Genomic DNA, 15,997 nt, shown 5'->3' with positions numbered 1-15,997 from the left:
CAGGGAATTGACGGGACCGACTTGATCGCGCGGCATTGCTTCGCCAAGTATAGGCACTTCCCCCGATCCCGGCAAATCATGACGATCACCCTCGACACGCCCTTAGCAAAGCCCCTGCTCGACTGGTACGACCGCCACCACCGCGACCTGCCCTGGCGTGTGTCGCCCGGCATGACGGCGAGCGGCGTCAAAACCGATCCCTATCGCGTCTGGCTTTCCGAAGTGATGCTGCAGCAGACGACGGTGCAGGCGGTCAAACCCTATTTCGAGAAGTTTCTTCAGCGCTGGCCCGAGGTGACCGATCTCGCCGCCGCCGAGAACGACGAGGTGATGGCCGCCTGGGCCGGGCTCGGCTATTACGCCCGCGCCCGCAATCTGAAGAAATGCGCCGAGGCGGTGGCTAGGGAATATGGCGGCATCTTTCCCGATACCGAAGAGGGGCTGAAGTCGCTGCCCGGCATCGGCGACTATACGGCAGCCGCCGTCGCCGCCATCGCCTTCAACCGGCAGGCGGCTGTCATGGACGGTAATGTCGAGCGGGTGATCTCCAGGCTCTATGCGATCGACACGCCGCTTCCGGCCGCCAAGCCCGCGATGAAGGAAAAGGTGGCGCGGCTGACGCCGGCGACGCGGCCCGGCGATTTCGCCCAGGCGATGATGGATCTCGGGGCGACGATCTGTACGCCGAAGCGGCCGGCCTGTTCGCTCTGTCCGTTCCGGGGCGGCTGCGAAGCGCTGAAGCTTTCCGATCCTGAGCTCTTTCCGGTCAAGGCGGCGAAGAAGGAAAAGCCGGTGCGCCACGGCGCGGCTTTCATCGCGGTAACAGGCGATGGCGAGATCCTGCTCAGGCGGCGCGCCGAAAGCGGCCTGCTCGGCGGCATGACCGAGGTGCCGACAACGGCGTGGACGGCGCGCCTCGACGGCGAAACATCAGTCTCCGCCGCGCCGTTCGAGGCGGCATGGCAGTTCTCCGGCACCGTCATCCATGTCTTCACCCATTTCGAGCTCAGACTTTCGATCTGGCGCGCCGCGATCGCCGGCCAGGTCGCCCGGGATGACGGCCCCAATGACGGATGGTGGGAGCCGGTTACAAATCTTGAAGCCCAGGCGCTGCCGACCATCATGAAAAAAGCGATCGCAGCGGCTATTCCACTTGCGTTCAAAACATCCAAGGGATGACCATGACCACCGACATACAGCATATTGTTTTCGACATCGGCAAAGTCCTCATTCACTACGATCCGCATCTTCCTTTCAGCCGCCTCATCCCCGATGAGAGCGAGCGCAACTGGTTTTTCGCCAATATCTGCACCCATGACTGGAACATCGAGCAGGACCGCGGCCGCACCTGGGCGGAAGCCGAAGCGCTGCTGATCGCTGAGCACCCGGCCCGCGAAGAGCACATCCGCGCCTTCCGCAAATACTGGCACGAGATGGTGCCGCACGCCTATGAGGACAGCGTTGCGATCATGGAAGGGTTGATCGCCGAGGGCCGCGACGTGACCATGCTGACCAATTTCGCCTCCGACACGTTTCGCGAAGCGCAGCAACGTTTCCCGTTCCTGACCAAACCGCGCGGCGTCACCGTCTCCGGCGATGTCGGCCTGATCAAGCCGGATATCGCCATCTACGAAACCCATACGAAGAGCTTCGGCCTCAATCCCAAGGCGACCATCTTCATCGACGACGCGCCAGTCAATGTCGAAGGCGCCAAGGCCTACGGCTGGAATGCGGTGCTGTTTTCGGGCGCTGAAAAGCTGCGCAGCGATCTCGCTGCCTATGGCGTGAAGGTCTGAGACCCATGGCTTTCGACCCGGCAGAAGAAATCGAACGCTTCCACGCCGCCATCAACGCGCTGGATTTTCCCGCAATCGAGGCCTATTTCGCCGAGAATGCCACCTATGTCTCGAATGGCGTCGGCAGCCTTTCCGGCCGTGCCGAGATCATGGCCGCCTTCCGTCGTTACTTCGACGATTATCCCGATCAGACAGCGGATAATTCGCTGGTGGAAAGCCTGACGCCGCTTTCCGGTCGTGCCGTCTGGTCGCTCAGGGCCACTCACAGCCAGACCGGCAAGCCGCTGGTGCGCGACGGCGAGGAGACGATCACCTTCAATGAAGACGGCCGCATCACGCGGGTCGAGGTTACCGATTACAAGGATTTCTGAAACAGCACCTCAGAAATAGAAGACGCCCGAGGTTGAAGCCTCGGGCGCCTTGGCCTTCTCCCGCAACTGGAGGAAACCGGAAGAAGGTATTTCGATCCTGCGAAGGTGGTGCTCACTCCACCTTTGCCAGATCACTGCGGATGACGGACCTGAGATCGTCGATCGGGCGCAGGGACTGCCCGTCTTCGAAATGCCAGAAGGTCCATCCGTTGCATGCATCGAGACCCTGCACCTTGGCGCCGAGACGATGAATGGAGCCGGCATCGCCGCCCGAGGCGACCGTGCCGTCAGCGCGGACGATGGCGCTATAGCGGCGCTTGGCATCGGTCAGCACCTGGCCGGGCTTGATCAGGCCGCTTTCGACCAGCACGTTGAAGGCGACGCGAACCTCGGCCTTCTTGCCGGTCATGACCGTCAGTTCCGCCTTGCCGAGCGGCTCGACGGCGGCGATGCGGGCTGCGGCCGCGTCGATATAATCCTGTTCGCGTTCGATGCCGACGAAGTGGCGGCCGAGGCGCTTGGCGACGGCGCCCGTCGTTCCCGAGCCGAAGAAAGGATCGAGCACGATATCGCCGGGTTTGGTCGAGGCCATGATCACACGGGCAAGCAGGGCTTCCGGCTTCTGGGTGGGATGCACCTTCTTGCCGTCCTCGCCCTTCAGCCGCTCATTGCCGTTGCAGATCGGGAAGAGCCAGTCCGAGCGCATCTGCACGTCATCATTGGCGGCCTTCATCGCATCGTAGTTGAAGGTATAGCCCTTGGCCTTGGCGCTAGGGCTTGCCCAGATCATCGTCTCATGGGCGTTCTGGAAGCGGCGGCCCTTGAAATTCGGCATCGGATTGGTCTTGCGCCAGATGATGTCGTTGAGGATCCAGAAATTCAGATCCTGCAGCGTGGCGCCGACGCGGAAGATATTGTGGTAGGAGCCGATCACCCAGATCGAGCCCGTCGGCTTCAGCACGCGACGGCAGGCGAGCAGCCAGGCGCGGGTGAAGGCGTCATAGGCCTCGAAGGAAGCGAACTGATCCCATTCGTCATCGACCGCATCGACCAGCGACTGGTCGGGCCGATGCAGCGTTCCGCCGAGCTGCAGATTATACGGCGGGTCGGCGAAGATGACATCGACGGAGTGGGTGGGCAAAGCCTCGAGCGCACTGACGCAATCGCCCTTGATGATCGTGTCGACCCAAGAGTCCGACCTAGATCCCGGCCGGGAATCCGCCTTGACGGAAGCCTTGAGGTCGGCAAGCGGAAAAACTGATGCCATTCTGATACTCACTCATACGCTTGACGCTTAACTCTCCGTTATGGTTACCCAACTTAGTTACCAAAGCCTAAAGCGTTGGCCGATTTCGGGAATTTATTGCGCCTTTCGATCAAGCCGCATCGTGAACCTCACGGCTGTCGGCCGGCGCTTCCTCGCGTTCGAACATGCCGTAATCGCGCACCACACTGGCAATGCGCAGGCGGTAATCGGCGAAGATGCCGCCGCGGCCGGCTTGCTGGGCGGCCCGGTGCGCCTCGAGATTGCGCCATTCCTTCACGGCCTCCTCATCACGGAAGAAGGAGAGCGACAAAAGCTTGCCGCGGGTCGTCAGGCTCTCGAAACGCTCGATCGAGAGGAAACCGTCGATCTTTTCCAGCTCGCCGCGCAATTCGCCGGCCAGATCGAGATATTTGTGGCGTTCGCCCATATAGGGCACGACTTCGAAAATGACGGCGATCATGGCAGCACCAGCTTGGCGTGAGGGGCGGAAACGTTTTTGAGGAAGATGCGGTCCTCCTTCAGGATAAAGCCTTCGCGTCTGGCAGATTCGTAATTGTCGCGGCCGCGCGGGTCGGCGGCCAGCCTGGCGCGATAGGCTTCGTAGGCGGCGAGGCTTTCGATGTTGTAGACGCCATAAGCCGTCGTCGCCGAACCCTCGTGCGGACCGAAATAGCCGATCAGGTCGGCGCCATTCTGGGGGATCGCCTGGCCCCAGTTGCGGGCATATTCGGCGAAGGCTTCCTTCTTGAAGGGGTCGATTTCGTAGCGAATGAAGCAGGTGATCATCGGTTTCTCCTTTGCTGTCTCAGTGCTCTCCTGGGGCCGTTTTCGCACATTGCCGGACGGCGATGCTTCGGTTACGATCGAACTATGAAGGAAGGACCTGACATTGCGCAAATCGGCGCGCTGATCGGCGATCCGGCGCGGGCCAACATGCTGGCGGCGCTGACCGGCGGGCGGGCGCTGACGGCGACCGAGCTTGCCGGCGTCGGCGGCATCACCGTGCAGACGGCAAGCACGCATCTCGCCAAGCTCGAAGCCGGCGGCTTGCTAACCCAGCGCAAGCAGGGGCGCCATCGCTATTTCACGCTGGCCGACGAGGCCGTCGCCCGGCTGATCGAAAGCATGATGGGCTTTGCCGCCGGACGCGGGCATCTGCGCCACCGGCCGGGACCGAAGGAGCCGGCGCTGCGCAAGGCGCGGATCTGCTACGATCATCTGGCTGGCGATTACGGCGTGCGCATGCTCGACAGCCTGATTGCCTCAGGCTCGATCGACGCCGTCGGAGACGGACTGGCGCTGACCGAAAAGGGTGAAGGCGATCTCAAATGCATCGGCATCGATGTCGGCGACCTCAGATCGTCGCGCCGTCCGCTTTGCCGCTCCTGCCTCGACTGGAGCGAAAGACGCGCGCATCTCGCCGGCAGCCTCGGCAAGGCGCTGCTGTCAAGCTTCCTCGACAAGGGCTGGGCGCGGCGCACCGCCGAGAGTCGCTCGATCATGTTTTCTCCGGAAGGCGACCGGCAGTTTCTGATGCTTTTTCCGGTCGAAGCGTAGGTTTGCTGCGGATTTGCACAGGCTTCCGGCGCAGTCCCGACTGGTGCTGCTTTAGGCACCCGCCCTCTTTTCACCTTCCTTAGACGACCCGCCTATATCCTAGCTGTCTGGTCCCATTGTGTGACGGAATAGGGTTCCCGGATAGGGAGCCGGACCAAACCAGTCGGCTCGAGCATGGATCGACCCCTTGTGAGATAGGGCAGTACCCAAAATCCGTCTTCGGGATGTCGGCGTCAGCGCCGTTCGAGCGTCCTTGGGAACATCAAGACCGTCCGCCCCAGTTTGGAAAAAGACCATAGGAGATAAAAGTGTCTGCATCAGTGCTCTTCATGTCCATGTCACTGGACGGGTATATCGCGGGGCCCAACGATGAAGTGGGCAATCCCGGCGGCGACGACTTTATGCGGTTGCACGAGTGGTACGGGGATTTTTCCCGACCGACCGGACTCGTGGGACAATTGTGGGACGAATGGAACGCGCCAGGTGCGATTCTGGCGGGTCGGCGAACCGTGGAGCAGGTCGATCACTGGGGCGGTGACAATCACGGTGTGCCGATCTTCGTACCCAGTCACAGGCCGCCCGGGCCATCCGTCGCGAATTATCCCTTGGTCAAATACGTGAGCGACGGGATCGCGAGCGCAATGGCGCAGGCGAAGACCGCCGCCGGGGACCGGGACGTGTTGATGCTTGGCGCGTATACGGCGCAACGGGCGCTGGAAGTTGGCGTGCTCGACGAACTGCAAATACACCAGGTTCCAGTCTTGTTCGGACGTGGCCGCCGAATGTTCGACGTCTTACCATCGCGCGTCGAGTTGGAGATCGTTCGGGTGATCGATACACCCGAGGCCACGCACATCCGCTACCGCGTCCGCCGCTGAGCCCGCCGGCCCAGCCGCCACTCATTTGTGGTCGCCAGCATCAAGGCACGGAGGGACCTATGGACTATAGGCTCTCAATCGAGCGGCTCGACATGCCCGCCGGCTTTCCCCGCCTGCTGGCCTCGTGATAAGCCGGTGATCATGCGGATTTCATCGATCTCGCGCCCGCCTAGGTACGTCCCGGTCGAATTCCCTTCGGTCTCTGCAATGGAGGTCGGCTGCCAGAGCGGCATCCGTCGGCGGCGTAGGCGACCTATAGCCTAGTCGAGCAGCCCTTCTTCCTCATCTTCCGTTCGATCTTGGCCCTCTTTTCGGGCCCATCTCCGGCATGTTTTCCGCCGGTCAGACCATGATCCTTCATCGCCTGCAGCTCTGCACAGCTTCTGTGGTTGCCCTTGGCAGTGACATCGGTGGGTGTGAAGGCAAATAGCAGCGCTACGGCTGCCGCCAGTCGAACAAGAGCTGACAGCGTCATGGTCCCTCTCCTATTGCCTGGCATGGTACGCCCAAGCCCGTAAGCCCGCAATGACGAGGGTGTGGCGCCGGTCCGGGATCGCTCAATCCGACCAGCCGGGCAGATCGGAAAGCGCCCCGTCTTGCTCGAAGATAACCTATACCGGCGCGGCCAGACCAAGGTCCGGCGCCTATCCGACTGAGGGCTTAGGAGAGGAACAGTGAGGTTTAACCGAAGTTTGTCAGGCAGCTATCCATCCACTCCGGATGCAATAGCAGCTCAAAAACAAACGGAGGAATACATCATGATGAAGGTAACACATCTCGCATTGGCAGCGGCATTTCTGGCCGGCACGACGGTTTCCGGCTTTGCTCAATCGTCAAGCACGGTCGGCACCGGCGGTTCGTCAGCCGGCGGCGGAACTGCGAGCAGCACCGTCGGTACTGGTGGCAGCTCTGCCGGGGGCACCTGCCCGGCCGGCGCAACCAACTGCAATTCCGGCTCGTCATCGACGGTCGGCACCGGCGGCTCATCGGCTGGTGGCGGTACCTCGAGCAGCACGGTCGGCACCGGCGGCTCTGCCTCCGGCTCCGGATCCGGCTCGGGCTCTGCGTCGACGCTCGGCACCGGTGGTTCGTCGGCCGGCGGCGGTACCTCGAGCAGTTCGGTGGGCACCGGTGGTTCTGCCGCGGGTTCGGGCGACGCGAACTCGGCCTCGAGTGTCGGAACCGGTGCTTCGTCTGCGGATGGCGACAAGACGGGCAGCACTGTCGGCACCGGCGGCTCTGCGGCCGGAACCTCGCACGACAGCAAGGGCAAGAAGGGCTGCGCACCTGGCCAGGTCAAGAAGGATGCCGCCGGCACCAAGGGCTGCTGACGGTATCGGCCGGCGCCTTTGCGGCGTCGGCCAAACCCTTGGAGATAAGACAATGACCCAATTTTCCACAATCGCACTGAGCGCTTGCCTGGTCTTGATCGCCGGGCAGACGATGTCGGAGGAGATCAAGCTCGACGATGGAACGACATGCACGATCGTCCAGTCACAGGCCGGCGATTCGTCCACCACCGTGACGGCGGGCAACGGGCATGTCTCCTCATCGACCACCACCGGCAGCGGCACGACCGGCTCCTCCTCGTCATCCGCCTCCGCCGGGTCTTCGGCCGGCTCGGGAAGCGTCGACAGTTTTTCCACCGCGAGCATCACCCGGCCTGACGGCACCGTCATCACGAAACGCTCCGACGGAACCTGCTCAATGACGAAACCAACGAAATAGGAGAGGACCATGAAACATCTCAACCTTATCGCCGCCGCCGCGATCGCGCTTCTCGCCTCGAGTTCGGCAGTTCTTGCAGAGGATTGCCAGGCGGCCGGAACTGTGGGAACGGGCGGCAGCGCTTCGGCAGGCGGCACGTCGGCGAGCTCTGTGGGAACGGCGGGCACTTGTCGGACCGACGACGGCACGACCTCCTCGATCGGCTCGGGCGGCAGTGCCGCCACCACCGACGGCAAGGCGCAAAGCAAGACCCGTATCAACGACAATGGCGACGAGCTCAAAGCGCAGACCAAAGCCCAGGCCGTCGACAAGGGAACATTCAGCAAGTCCCGCACCAAGACCAGCACCGACGGCGAGACGCTTGATAGCACGACCCGCACCATGTCGCATGTGCCCGGCGAGAAGCCGGTCAAGAACACCACCAATCAGAAGATCATTCTGCCGCAACAATAAGTTGATGGGCTCGCCTCGAGACAGAGGTGAGCCCCCGTTTGGCGCGATTGCAGCCGGCCCTTCTCCAAGCCAATCCCGCTGCGCATTCAACCCTTCATCGAATGAGTCCGCATCTGCAACCTCTTGTTTTTACGCGGCTTCGCGCCGTGCTGAGAAATCATTAAGCATGTTTCGATATTCTCAGGTTCTACATTAACGTGAGAGCCCCATCATGGCGTCGATCCAGAATAAGATCATCATTGCAAGCATCGCGATTTTCGCTTTGGCCGGCGGCGCCACAGAGGTTGGCATCTGGTCCGCGTCCACCCTCTCCGCAAACAGCGCCGATGTCGCCCAGTCAGCGCAAATTCTGCGCAACCACATGCAGGCAGATATGATGCATGACGCGCTGCGCGCCGACGTGCTGGCTGCCATGTTGGCGTCTAACCCGGCCGCCGGCATCGACGCCGGTGCAGTAAAGGCGGATCTGGCGGAGCACAAGGCATCGTTCCGGGAGATGGTCGACGCCAATAGAGCTCTGGCCACCGACGAAAAGACCAAAACCATCCTTGCCGGTATTGAACCACCCCTCATTGCCTATGTCGAAAGCGCCACGAAGATTATCGATCTTGCCGGTCAGGACCCGGCGGCGGCATTGAAAGCCTTGCCCGAATTCATGGCGCAGTTTTCCGCGTTGGAAACGGGAATGGAAGAGACCGGCGATCAGATCACCGCGACATCCGACGATATTTCCAAGCGCAGCGCTGAGGTAAAAGCCTCGGTGGGCATGATTCTGAAAGCAATTCTGGCCCTGGCCGCCACCTTCGCGATCGGCCTATATTTCCTGACACGCAAGAGCGTCACCGAACCCATCCTCGCCCTTTCCACCGATATGCAAAGGCTCGCCGGCGGCGACACTGCCATCGCCAGCACGGCAATCGGCCGCAACGATGAAATCGGCGCGATGGCATCGGCCGTCGAAGTTTTCCGCCAGGCGGCGATTGCCAACAAGCAACTCGAACAGGACGCCGAGACAGCCCGCCTGCAGGGCGAAGCCGAGCGCATCACAGCCCGCAAACAGGCTGACGAGGATGCCGCCGAACGGCTGCGGGCAGCGACCTCGGGGCTTGCCGCCGGCTTGAAGCGGCTTGCCGCAGGCGATCTCGCCTTCCAGATCGAAGAGCCCTTCGCCCCTGACTTCGAGAGCCTGCGGCATGATTTCAACATGTCGACCAGGCAGCTCGACCAGACGCTTAGCGCTATCGCGGCTGCCATTGCAGCGATCGACGATGGCACAAGGGAAATCGCATCCGGGGCCGGCGATCTGTCGAAACGGACCGAACAGCAGGCAGCCTCGCTCGAAGAAACCGCCGCAGCGCTCGATCAGATCACTGCCAATGTCTCGAATTCGAGCAAGCGCACCGACGAGGCGCGCACCGAAGCGACCGATGCAAACCGCAATGCCGCCAAGTCTTCCGAGGTCGTGTCGCATGCCGAAGAGGCCATGCGCCGCATCGAGGCATCGTCGCAGCAGATCTCCAGCATTATCGGCGTGATCGACGAGATCGCCTTCCAGACCAATCTGCTGGCCTTGAATGCCGGCGTCGAAGCGGCGCGCGCCGGAGAGGCGGGCAAGGGTTTTGCGGTCGTCGCTCAGGAAGTCCGCGAGCTTGCCCAGCGATCGGCGAAGGCGGCGAAGGAAATCAAGGGCCACATCGAGAAATCGTCGGAGGAAGTGGAAAGCGGCGTCAAGCTGGTTCTCGACACCAGCCAGGTTCTGAGCGCGATCAGCCACCAGATTGCCCGCATCAACCAGCACATGGATGCCATTGCCGTCTCGGCAAGGGAGCAGTCGACCGGCCTTGCCGAAGTCAATACCGCCGTCAATTCCATGGATCAGGTGACCCAGCAGAACGCCGCGATGGTCGAGCAATCGACTGCCGCATCCGGTCAGCTTGCGCAGGAGGCCGCCAAGCTTCGGGAACTCGTGTCCCGGTTCAAGCTCCGTGCGACGGATTCGGCTCAATCTGCAGCCGGCCGCGCGCAGTGGGCCGCTTGACGGCTTCGTTGAAAAAAGCGCTGCGCCTGGACACGATCGCTCATTCCAGCGAAACCGGGCGCAGCGCCAGCTTTGGCTGGGCTCACTCAGCTCATTGAGTGGAACGTCTCGAAAATCAGCGCCCTCAGCCAGCGATGCGCGGGATCTGCATCCATGCGAGGGTGCCAAGCCTGGACGATGTTGAAACCCGGCACGGCGACCGGCAGGTCGAAGGTCCTGATCTCGCTTATCACAGCGGACTTGCAATAGGACTTTGGAACCGAGCCGATCAGATCGGATGCCGCCGCAACGGCAATGACCGCCGGAAAGCTCGGCACGATCAGCCTGACATCACGCTCATGGCCGAGTTCGGCGAGCGCCCGGTCGACCGGGCCGACATAGTCTGCGTGCGGCGAGAAGACCACATGGCCCAATGCGGCATAGTGTTCAGCCGTTATCCCGGCATCGAAGATCGGATGCCCTGCCCTGGCGACACCGACAAACCGATCTTCGAACAGGGTCTGGCAGCGCAGCTCGCCGCCGTCGCGCGGGAGCACACCGATATCCAGATCGACCGCCGCGTCCCGCAAAGCCTGAACGTCCTTGTCCGATCTCGGCGCAAAGCGAAGCCTGATCCCCGGCGCGGCGTTGGTCACGGCGGCGCTGAGGTCGGCGGCGTAAAGAAGCACGAAGGCTTCGTTGGCACGGATGGTGAAGTGGCGGCGCACCTCGCGGATCTCCACGGTCGATGGCGGGCTGAGCACCGCTTTCACGGCGTCCTTTAACACCTGCACCTCTTCGGCAATCGCCAAGGCATGGTGTGTGGCGACCATGCCGCGCCCGGCCGGCACGAGGATCGGATCGCCGAGCGCCATCCGCAAGCGCGACAGCGTCCGGCTCATGGCCGATGTGCTGAGGCCAAGCCGGCGAGCGGCGGCCGAGACGCTCTGTTCGCGCAGCAGCGCATCGAGCGCCACCAGCAGATTGAAATCGAGATCGGACATGGCCCAATCCTATCAGGCATGGCGCCATACGCAACGGTCAATTGCTTCAGTTGCGTCTGGCGCAGGAGATCGACGAGGGCTAATGAATCGGCCATCCCATAAGCGCCGAGGAGTTCCCATGTCCCTCACCTACACCGCCCCGATCGCTCAAGACGGCCTGGCGTCGCCGCGCCGGTATCTGGCCGTTGCCCTACTGCTTCTTACGATTGTTCTTGTCGTTCTGGACGGTGCGATCGCCAACGTCGCCCTGCCCTCGATCGCGCTTTCGCTGCAGGCGCAAGCCGAGAGCACCGTCTGGGTCGTCTCGGCCTATCAGCTGGCCGTGCTCGTCGCCATTCTTCCCTGTGGGGCGCTCGGCGAAATCTACGGCGCACGGCGGGTTTTCCTGATCGGCGTCGCGCTGTTCACAGCCGCGTCGGCGGCCTGCGCCCTGGCCGGCGACCTGCCCTTGTTGATCCTGGCGCGTTTCGCCCAGGGGCTTGGCGCCGGCGCGATCATGGCATTGGCGATGATGAACCTGCGCCAGGCCTTGCCGCAGCACATGCTGGGCCCGATCATCGGCATCAATGCCATGGTCATCGCCATTTCGTCTGCTGCCGGTCCGGGAATTGCCGGCGCCATCCTTTCCGTCACCAGCTGGCCCTGGCTGTTTGCGGTCAATATACCGCTCGGCATTCTCGTTCTCTTCGGCGGCGGCCTGCTGGGACACGTCGAAGGCGCGAAGCGGAAGCTGAAGGTCAAGGCGTTGCTCGCCAATACGGCGATGTTCATCCTGTTCTTCTCCGGCGCCGATCGAATTGCGACCGCGCCGGTCAACGGTGCCGCCCTCATCGCGGCGTCGCTCGCCTGCCTTCTCATCCTGCTGCGCCTCGAACGCAACAGCGACGTCCCGCTCATCCCGACCGACCTTTTGGCGACACCGGCATTCCGCGTGGCTGTCATCGCCTCGATATGCTGCTTCTGCGGCCAGATGCTGAGCACCATCGCGCTCCCATTCTATCTGCAACACACGCTGCACATGACGCCGGTTCAGGCCGGGCTCTACATGATGCCCTGGCCGGCCGCGACTGCGATCATCGCGCCGATCTCGGGGCGCTTGGCAAACCGCGTCAAGACGGCATGGCTTTGCGCCATCGGCGGGGCGCTGCTGGCGCTCGGCCTTCTGGTGGCCGGCCTGACCCCGCCCGACCCGAAAGGCATCGCATTTCTCGTCGGCACGGTGCTCGCCGGCTTCGGTTTCGGACTGTTCCAGACGCCGAACAACCGCATTCTCCTTCTCTCCGCACCCAAAGCCAGAAGCGGTGCGGCCGGCGCCATGCAGGGCACGGCGCGGCTTCTCGGCCAGACGCTCGGCGGGATCTCCATGTCGATCACCTTCGCAACGTTGCCGCTGTCGACCGCACTCAACTTTGCGATCGTCATTGCCGCCAGCTGCGCTGCCATATCAAGCTTGGTCAGCCTGAGCCGTGCGCGCTACGAAGTGGCGGGAAAGGCTGGAGCGAGCTGAACGAGCGCGCTTTGCGTGCGTTCGGTGAAGTGGGTTCACGGAGCCGGTCGCTTGCCGCATCGCAGCCATGCTCGGGATCAGGTTGAGCTTTGACCGGGCATCGTGTAAAGCCGCAGCATTCCCGGACAAGACCCAGACTTTCAGCAAGGCGTGAACATATGGACGGCTTCGACCTCATCATCTTCGACTGCGACGGCGTACTCGTCGATTCGGAAATCATCGCCGCGGAAGTCGAATCCGCGCTGCTGACGGAGGCCGGATATCCGATCGGCGTCGAAGAAATGGGCGAGCGTTTCGCCGGCATGACATGGCGCAACATCCTGCTGCAGATCGAGCGCGAAGCGAGCATCCCGTTTTCGGCCTCGCTGCTTGAGAAGTCAGAGCAGTTGCTCGACACCAGGCTGGCGAATGACGTCAAGGCCATTCCTGGCGTCGAATTCGCCGTCTCCAGGCTGCCGATGAAGCGCTGCATCTGCTCGAATTCGAGCAGCAAGCGGCTCGACATGATGCTGAGCAAGGTGGGGCTGAAGCCGCTGTTTGCGCCGAATATCTTCTCCGCCAAGGATCTCGGCCCCGACCGGGCCAAGCCGAAACCCGACATCTTCCTGCACGGCGCCAGCCAGATGGGGGTTTCGCCCGACAAGGTTGTTGTGGTCGAGGATTCCGTGCACGGCGTGCATGCGGCCCGCGCCGCGGGAATGCGCGTCATCGGCTTCACCGGCGCCTCGCACAGCTATCCCGCCCATGCCGACAAATTGACGGATGCCGGCGCCGAAACGGCGATTTCCCGCATGAACGACCTGCCGGGCGTTGTTGCCGCCCTGGCGGCCTGGGAAGGCGTTTTGTAGAGGCCTGAGGCGCTAACGGCATCGCGGAGCATACAATTGCTATCGCACCGGCACTTTACTGTATTGCTCTCAAGCCCTCCCCACGTTCCGTCATCCTCGGGCTTGACGGAGGTTGAAGGGGACGATTGGCAAGAGGCGAGACCTCTGGAACGAGCAATGCCCCTTCTTCACGTCAGGAAATGCTCATTCTCTTTGCCTCACGTCGCGTAGAACTGCTCCCGTGTGCCCGGGAATAACTCAGCTGCTCTTCTTGGTCTTTGCCGGCTGAGTGTCAAAGCCGATGTTGACGCGCACCAGGGCGCCCGCGCCGACCGGCATCTTGATGCCGTCCTTGCGGAAGATCACCTGGGTGCCCGGCGCGCCGGCCGGGATCTCGGTCGGGAATTTGGTGACCTCGGAATAGAGCACGGTCTCGCCGTCGACGATGGTGACGCGGATCGGCAGGGTCACCGCGCCAGGATTGCCGGCCGGGCCGGTGATGAGGCGCAGCTGGGCGACGACGGTCATCGTCAGGTTCGTTTCGTTCAGCGTGCACTGGCGGGTGTAATCCCCGAAGGAAGCCTGGAAGACGATCTGCTGCGGATCGTCTTTCTTGCCCTTGGCATAGGTGCGGAAGATCGCATCCTGGTCACGCATGAAGATCTGCGGGCAGGCGCCCTGGACGACGGGAGCGACGGCGCCCTGTGCCGTCTTGGCCGTGCCGATCGAAGGATTGTTCGAGGATGGGTTGGCGGGCGCCAGCGGCATGATCTGGGCGGTGCCATTGGCCTGCGCTGGCGCAGCCGACTTGCTATCGCCGCCTATGCCGAGCGAGTTGCAACCAGTGAGCAGGGCAAGAACAGATGCGGAGACGATGAGACGCGAGACCTTGCCGAGCACCATATTCCATCCCTTGTACAAGCGTTTCTTGGAGGCCCCATGTCTTTTCCGCGAGGCCTTTCATGACGGTTTGCGATGGTCTATATCAGCGGCGCAAACAAAAATCGATTGGGTACGCGCCGTTTTGATGCACTTTTCGCCGCCGGATGCGGGCAACTTCAACAAGATAACGGCGATGGTGTGGCCAGAAGGCAGCCCCTTGCCGGTTTCCGACGGATCCGGCCTCGACTCGACCCAGCCGGATTTCCTTCAGCGATAGATCAAGGATGACGAACGTGGACTATATCTCGACCCGCGGCGAGGCCCCTGCCCTCGGCTTTTGCGATGCCCTGCTGACCGGGCTGGCGCGCGACGGCGGGCTCTACGTTCCCCGGGAATGGCCGAGCTTTTCCAAGAAACAGATCCGGGCGCTCAGGGGCAAGACCTATCAGGAGATCGCCTTTACCATCCTGTCGCCCTTCACCAATGGCGAGATCCCCGAGGCGACCTTCCGGGCGATGATCGACGAGGCCTACGGCACCTTCCGCCATCCGGCGATCGCGCCGCTCGTCCAGACCGGGCCGAACAGCTTCGTCATGGAGCTGTTCCACGGCACGACGCTCGCCTTCAAGGATGTGGCGATGCAGCTGCTGGCGCGGCTGATGGATTATGCGCTGGAAAAGCGCGGCGATCGGGCGACGATTGTCGGCGCCACCTCGGGCGATACCGGCGGCGCGGCGATCGACGCCTTTGCAGGGCGCGAGCGCACCGACATCTTCATCCTCTTCCCGCACGGCAAGGTCTCGCCGGTGCAGCAGCGGCAGATGACGACCTCGACGTCGTCAAACGTGCATGCACTGGCCGTCGAGGGCAATTTCGACGATTGCCAGAACCTCGTCAAAGCGATGTTCAACGACGTGGCCTTCCGCGACAAGGTCAATCTATCAGGCGTCAACTCGATCAACTGGGCGCGCATCATGGCCCAGATCGTCTATTATTTCACCGCGGCGGTGGCGCTCGGCGGGCCGGACCGGAAGATCTCGTTCACGGTGCCGACAGGCAATTTCGGCGATATCTTCGCCGGCTACTGCGCCAAGCGCATGGGCCTGCCGATCGACCGGCTTGTTATCGCCACCAACGAAAACGACATTCTGGCGCGGACGCTGAAGAGCGGCCGTTACGACATGAAGGCGGTCAAGGCGACCACGTCGCCGTCGATGGACATCCAGATCTCGTCGAACTTCGAGCGGCTGCTGTTCGAAGCCTATGGTCGCGACGCATCGAAGGTGCGCGCGGCGATGGAAAGCCTCAAGCAATCCAGCGGTTTCGAGATCGGCAGCCAAGCGCTGAAGGCGATCCGCCGCGACTTCCGGGCCGGCCGCGCCAGCGAGAGGCAAGTGGCCGAGACGATCCGCAAGACCCATGCCGAGACCGGCTATCTGCTCGATCCGCATTCGGCGATCGGCGTCTTCGTCGCCAAGAAGAAGGAAAAGCCGAATACGCCGATGGTGACGCTTTCGACCGCCCATCCGGCGAAATTCCCCGCCGCCGTAAAATCGGCCTGCGGTATTGACCCGGCGCTTCCGACGTGGCTTGCTGATCTGATGCACAGGGAGGAGCGCTTCCAGATCATCGAACCGGACCTGAAAGCCGTAGAGACCTTTATCGGCAAACACGCCCGCGGCAAGACGACGGCAGGCGCAGAAAGATAGC

The 15,997-nt window shown here is 62.5% G+C and carries 18 protein-coding genes; 12 read left to right on the top strand and 6 right to left on the bottom strand.

Annotated elements, in window-relative coordinates:
- Positions 1-78: 78 nt before the first annotated feature.
- The 3 genes from mutY to ATY29_RS21505 are packed head-to-tail and all read left to right on the top strand — an operon-like array spanning position 79 to position 2,167.
- Positions 79-1,179 carry an A/G-specific adenine glycosylase gene (gene mutY, locus ATY29_RS21515; protein WP_097537279.1) on the top strand — a complete coding sequence of 367 codons (1,101 nt, stop codon included), beginning with the start codon at positions 79-81 and terminating at the stop codon, positions 1,177-1,179.
- 2 nt (positions 1,180-1,181) lie between these two features.
- Positions 1,182-1,796, top strand: a complete 615-nt coding sequence (locus ATY29_RS21510; RefSeq protein WP_097537278.1) for an HAD family hydrolase — start codon at positions 1,182-1,184, stop codon at positions 1,794-1,796.
- A 5-nt stretch (positions 1,797-1,801) separates the two neighbouring features.
- A complete protein-coding gene (locus tag ATY29_RS21505) occupies positions 1,802-2,167 on the top strand; it encodes a nuclear transport factor 2 family protein (RefSeq protein WP_025415530.1) in 366 nt (121 codons plus the stop codon).
- A 112-nt stretch (positions 2,168-2,279) separates the two neighbouring features.
- Here ATY29_RS21505 and ATY29_RS21500 read toward each other — a convergent pair whose 3' ends face one another.
- The 3 genes from ATY29_RS21500 to ATY29_RS21490 form a co-directional block, all read right to left on the bottom strand.
- Positions 2,280-3,434, bottom strand: a complete 1,155-nt coding sequence (locus tag ATY29_RS21500; RefSeq protein WP_097537277.1) for a site-specific DNA-methyltransferase — start codon at positions 3,432-3,434, stop codon at positions 2,280-2,282.
- A 109-nt stretch (positions 3,435-3,543) separates the two neighbouring features.
- A complete protein-coding gene (locus ATY29_RS21495; RefSeq protein ID WP_003569779.1) occupies positions 3,544-3,894 on the bottom strand; it encodes an antibiotic biosynthesis monooxygenase family protein in 351 nt (116 codons plus the stop codon).
- Positions 3,891-4,220 (bottom strand): NIPSNAP family protein, encoded by a 330-nt coding sequence (locus ATY29_RS21490; RefSeq protein WP_097537276.1) that lies wholly within the window; start codon positions 4,218-4,220, stop codon positions 3,891-3,893. The genes ATY29_RS21495 and ATY29_RS21490 overlap by 4 nt, the downstream gene beginning before the upstream one ends.
- Before the next feature lie 84 nt (positions 4,221-4,304).
- Between ATY29_RS21490 and ATY29_RS21485 the strand changes: the two genes are divergently transcribed.
- Positions 4,305-4,991, top strand: coding sequence for an ArsR/SmtB family transcription factor (locus ATY29_RS21485; RefSeq protein WP_003569782.1), 687 nt, complete (start codon positions 4,305-4,307; stop codon positions 4,989-4,991).
- Positions 4,992-5,311: 320 nt separating this feature from the next.
- The gene (locus tag ATY29_RS21480) at positions 5,312-5,869 is read left to right on the top strand and encodes a dihydrofolate reductase family protein (protein ID WP_193550368.1); all 558 of its coding nucleotides are present in this window, start codon (positions 5,312-5,314) and stop codon (positions 5,867-5,869) included.
- A gap of 253 nt (positions 5,870-6,122) precedes the next feature.
- Here the strand turns inward: ATY29_RS21480 and ATY29_RS21475 are convergent, their stop codons facing one another.
- Positions 6,123-6,344 (bottom strand): hypothetical protein, encoded by a 222-nt coding sequence (locus tag ATY29_RS21475; protein WP_003569786.1) that lies wholly within the window; start codon positions 6,342-6,344, stop codon positions 6,123-6,125.
- A gap of 283 nt (positions 6,345-6,627) precedes the next feature.
- On the opposite strand from ATY29_RS21475, the gene ATY29_RS21470 reads away from it, so the two are divergent.
- The 4 genes from ATY29_RS21470 (at position 6,628) to ATY29_RS21455 (ending at position 10,088) form a co-directional block, all read left to right on the top strand.
- Complete coding sequence (locus tag ATY29_RS21470; RefSeq protein WP_003569788.1) at positions 6,628-7,200, top strand: hypothetical protein; 573 nt, start codon at positions 6,628-6,630, stop codon at positions 7,198-7,200.
- 52 nt (positions 7,201-7,252) lie between these two features.
- A complete protein-coding gene (locus ATY29_RS21465) occupies positions 7,253-7,597 on the top strand; it encodes a hypothetical protein (RefSeq protein WP_097537274.1) in 345 nt (114 codons plus the stop codon).
- Between the two features lie 9 nt (positions 7,598-7,606).
- Complete coding sequence (locus tag ATY29_RS21460) at positions 7,607-8,050, top strand: hypothetical protein (RefSeq protein WP_097537273.1); 444 nt, start codon at positions 7,607-7,609, stop codon at positions 8,048-8,050.
- A gap of 211 nt (positions 8,051-8,261) precedes the next feature.
- The gene (locus tag ATY29_RS21455; RefSeq protein ID WP_097537272.1) at positions 8,262-10,088 is read left to right on the top strand and encodes a methyl-accepting chemotaxis protein; all 1,827 of its coding nucleotides are present in this window, start codon (positions 8,262-8,264) and stop codon (positions 10,086-10,088) included.
- An 86-nt stretch (positions 10,089-10,174) separates the two neighbouring features.
- Here ATY29_RS21455 and ATY29_RS21450 read toward each other — a convergent pair whose 3' ends face one another.
- On the bottom strand, positions 10,175-11,071 hold the full coding sequence (locus tag ATY29_RS21450; RefSeq protein WP_025415523.1) for a LysR family transcriptional regulator: 897 nt from the start codon (positions 11,069-11,071) through the stop codon (positions 10,175-10,177).
- Positions 11,072-11,189: 118 nt separating this feature from the next.
- Between ATY29_RS21450 and ATY29_RS21445 the strand changes: the two genes are divergently transcribed.
- A complete protein-coding gene (locus ATY29_RS21445; protein WP_003569799.1) occupies positions 11,190-12,578 on the top strand; it encodes an MFS transporter in 1,389 nt (462 codons plus the stop codon).
- A gap of 158 nt (positions 12,579-12,736) precedes the next feature.
- Complete coding sequence (locus ATY29_RS21440) at positions 12,737-13,426, top strand: HAD family hydrolase (RefSeq protein ID WP_003569801.1); 690 nt, start codon at positions 12,737-12,739, stop codon at positions 13,424-13,426.
- A gap of 237 nt (positions 13,427-13,663) precedes the next feature.
- Here the strand turns inward: ATY29_RS21440 and ATY29_RS21435 are convergent, their stop codons facing one another.
- The gene (locus tag ATY29_RS21435; protein WP_003569804.1) at positions 13,664-14,308 is read right to left on the bottom strand and encodes a hypothetical protein; all 645 of its coding nucleotides are present in this window, start codon (positions 14,306-14,308) and stop codon (positions 13,664-13,666) included.
- 263 nt (positions 14,309-14,571) lie between these two features.
- On the opposite strand from ATY29_RS21435, the gene thrC reads away from it, so the two are divergent.
- On the top strand, positions 14,572-15,996 hold the full coding sequence (gene thrC, locus ATY29_RS21430; protein WP_025415521.1) for a threonine synthase: 1,425 nt from the start codon (positions 14,572-14,574) through the stop codon (positions 15,994-15,996).
- Position 15,997: the final 1 nt, after the last annotated feature.

Source organism: Rhizobium hidalgonense (assembly GCF_002914525.1).
Taxonomy (GTDB): Bacteria; Pseudomonadota; Alphaproteobacteria; order Rhizobiales; family Rhizobiaceae; genus Rhizobium; species Rhizobium hidalgonense.
Note: the sequence above shows the minus strand (reverse complement) of the source record. Positions and strands in the feature narration are given on the sequence as shown.

Bases quoted from the DNA above. Each gene is read 5' to 3' on its own strand.
- mutY (WP_097537279.1), top strand. From the start codon at position 79: ATGACGATCACCCTCGACACGCCCTTAGCAAAGCCCCTGCTCGACTGG.
- ATY29_RS21510 (WP_097537278.1), top strand. From the start codon at position 1,182: ATGACCACCGACATACAGCATATTGTTTTCGACATCGGCAAAGTCCTC.
- ATY29_RS21505 (WP_025415530.1), top strand. From the start codon at position 1,802: ATGGCTTTCGACCCGGCAGAAGAAATCGAACGCTTCCACGCCGCCATC.
- ATY29_RS21500 (WP_097537277.1), bottom strand. From the start codon at position 3,434: ATGGCATCAGTTTTTCCGCTTGCCGACCTCAAGGCTTCCGTCAAGGCG.
- ATY29_RS21495 (WP_003569779.1), bottom strand. From the start codon at position 3,894: ATGATCGCCGTCATTTTCGAAGTCGTGCCCTATATGGGCGAACGCCAC.
- ATY29_RS21490 (WP_097537276.1), bottom strand. From the start codon at position 4,220: ATGATCACCTGCTTCATTCGCTACGAAATCGACCCCTTCAAGAAGGAA.
- ATY29_RS21485 (WP_003569782.1), top strand. From the start codon at position 4,305: ATGAAGGAAGGACCTGACATTGCGCAAATCGGCGCGCTGATCGGCGAT.
- ATY29_RS21475 (WP_003569786.1), bottom strand. From the start codon at position 6,344: ATGACGCTGTCAGCTCTTGTTCGACTGGCGGCAGCCGTAGCGCTGCTA.
- ATY29_RS21470 (WP_003569788.1), top strand. From the start codon at position 6,628: ATGATGAAGGTAACACATCTCGCATTGGCAGCGGCATTTCTGGCCGGC.
- ATY29_RS21465 (WP_097537274.1), top strand. From the start codon at position 7,253: ATGACCCAATTTTCCACAATCGCACTGAGCGCTTGCCTGGTCTTGATC.
- ATY29_RS21460 (WP_097537273.1), top strand. From the start codon at position 7,607: ATGAAACATCTCAACCTTATCGCCGCCGCCGCGATCGCGCTTCTCGCC.
- ATY29_RS21455 (WP_097537272.1), top strand. From the start codon at position 8,262: ATGGCGTCGATCCAGAATAAGATCATCATTGCAAGCATCGCGATTTTC.
- ATY29_RS21450 (WP_025415523.1), bottom strand. From the start codon at position 11,071: ATGTCCGATCTCGATTTCAATCTGCTGGTGGCGCTCGATGCGCTGCTG.
- ATY29_RS21445 (WP_003569799.1), top strand. From the start codon at position 11,190: ATGTCCCTCACCTACACCGCCCCGATCGCTCAAGACGGCCTGGCGTCG.
- ATY29_RS21440 (WP_003569801.1), top strand. From the start codon at position 12,737: ATGGACGGCTTCGACCTCATCATCTTCGACTGCGACGGCGTACTCGTC.
- ATY29_RS21435 (WP_003569804.1), bottom strand. From the start codon at position 14,308: ATGGTGCTCGGCAAGGTCTCGCGTCTCATCGTCTCCGCATCTGTTCTT.
- thrC (WP_025415521.1), top strand. From the start codon at position 14,572: ATGACGAACGTGGACTATATCTCGACCCGCGGCGAGGCCCCTGCCCTC.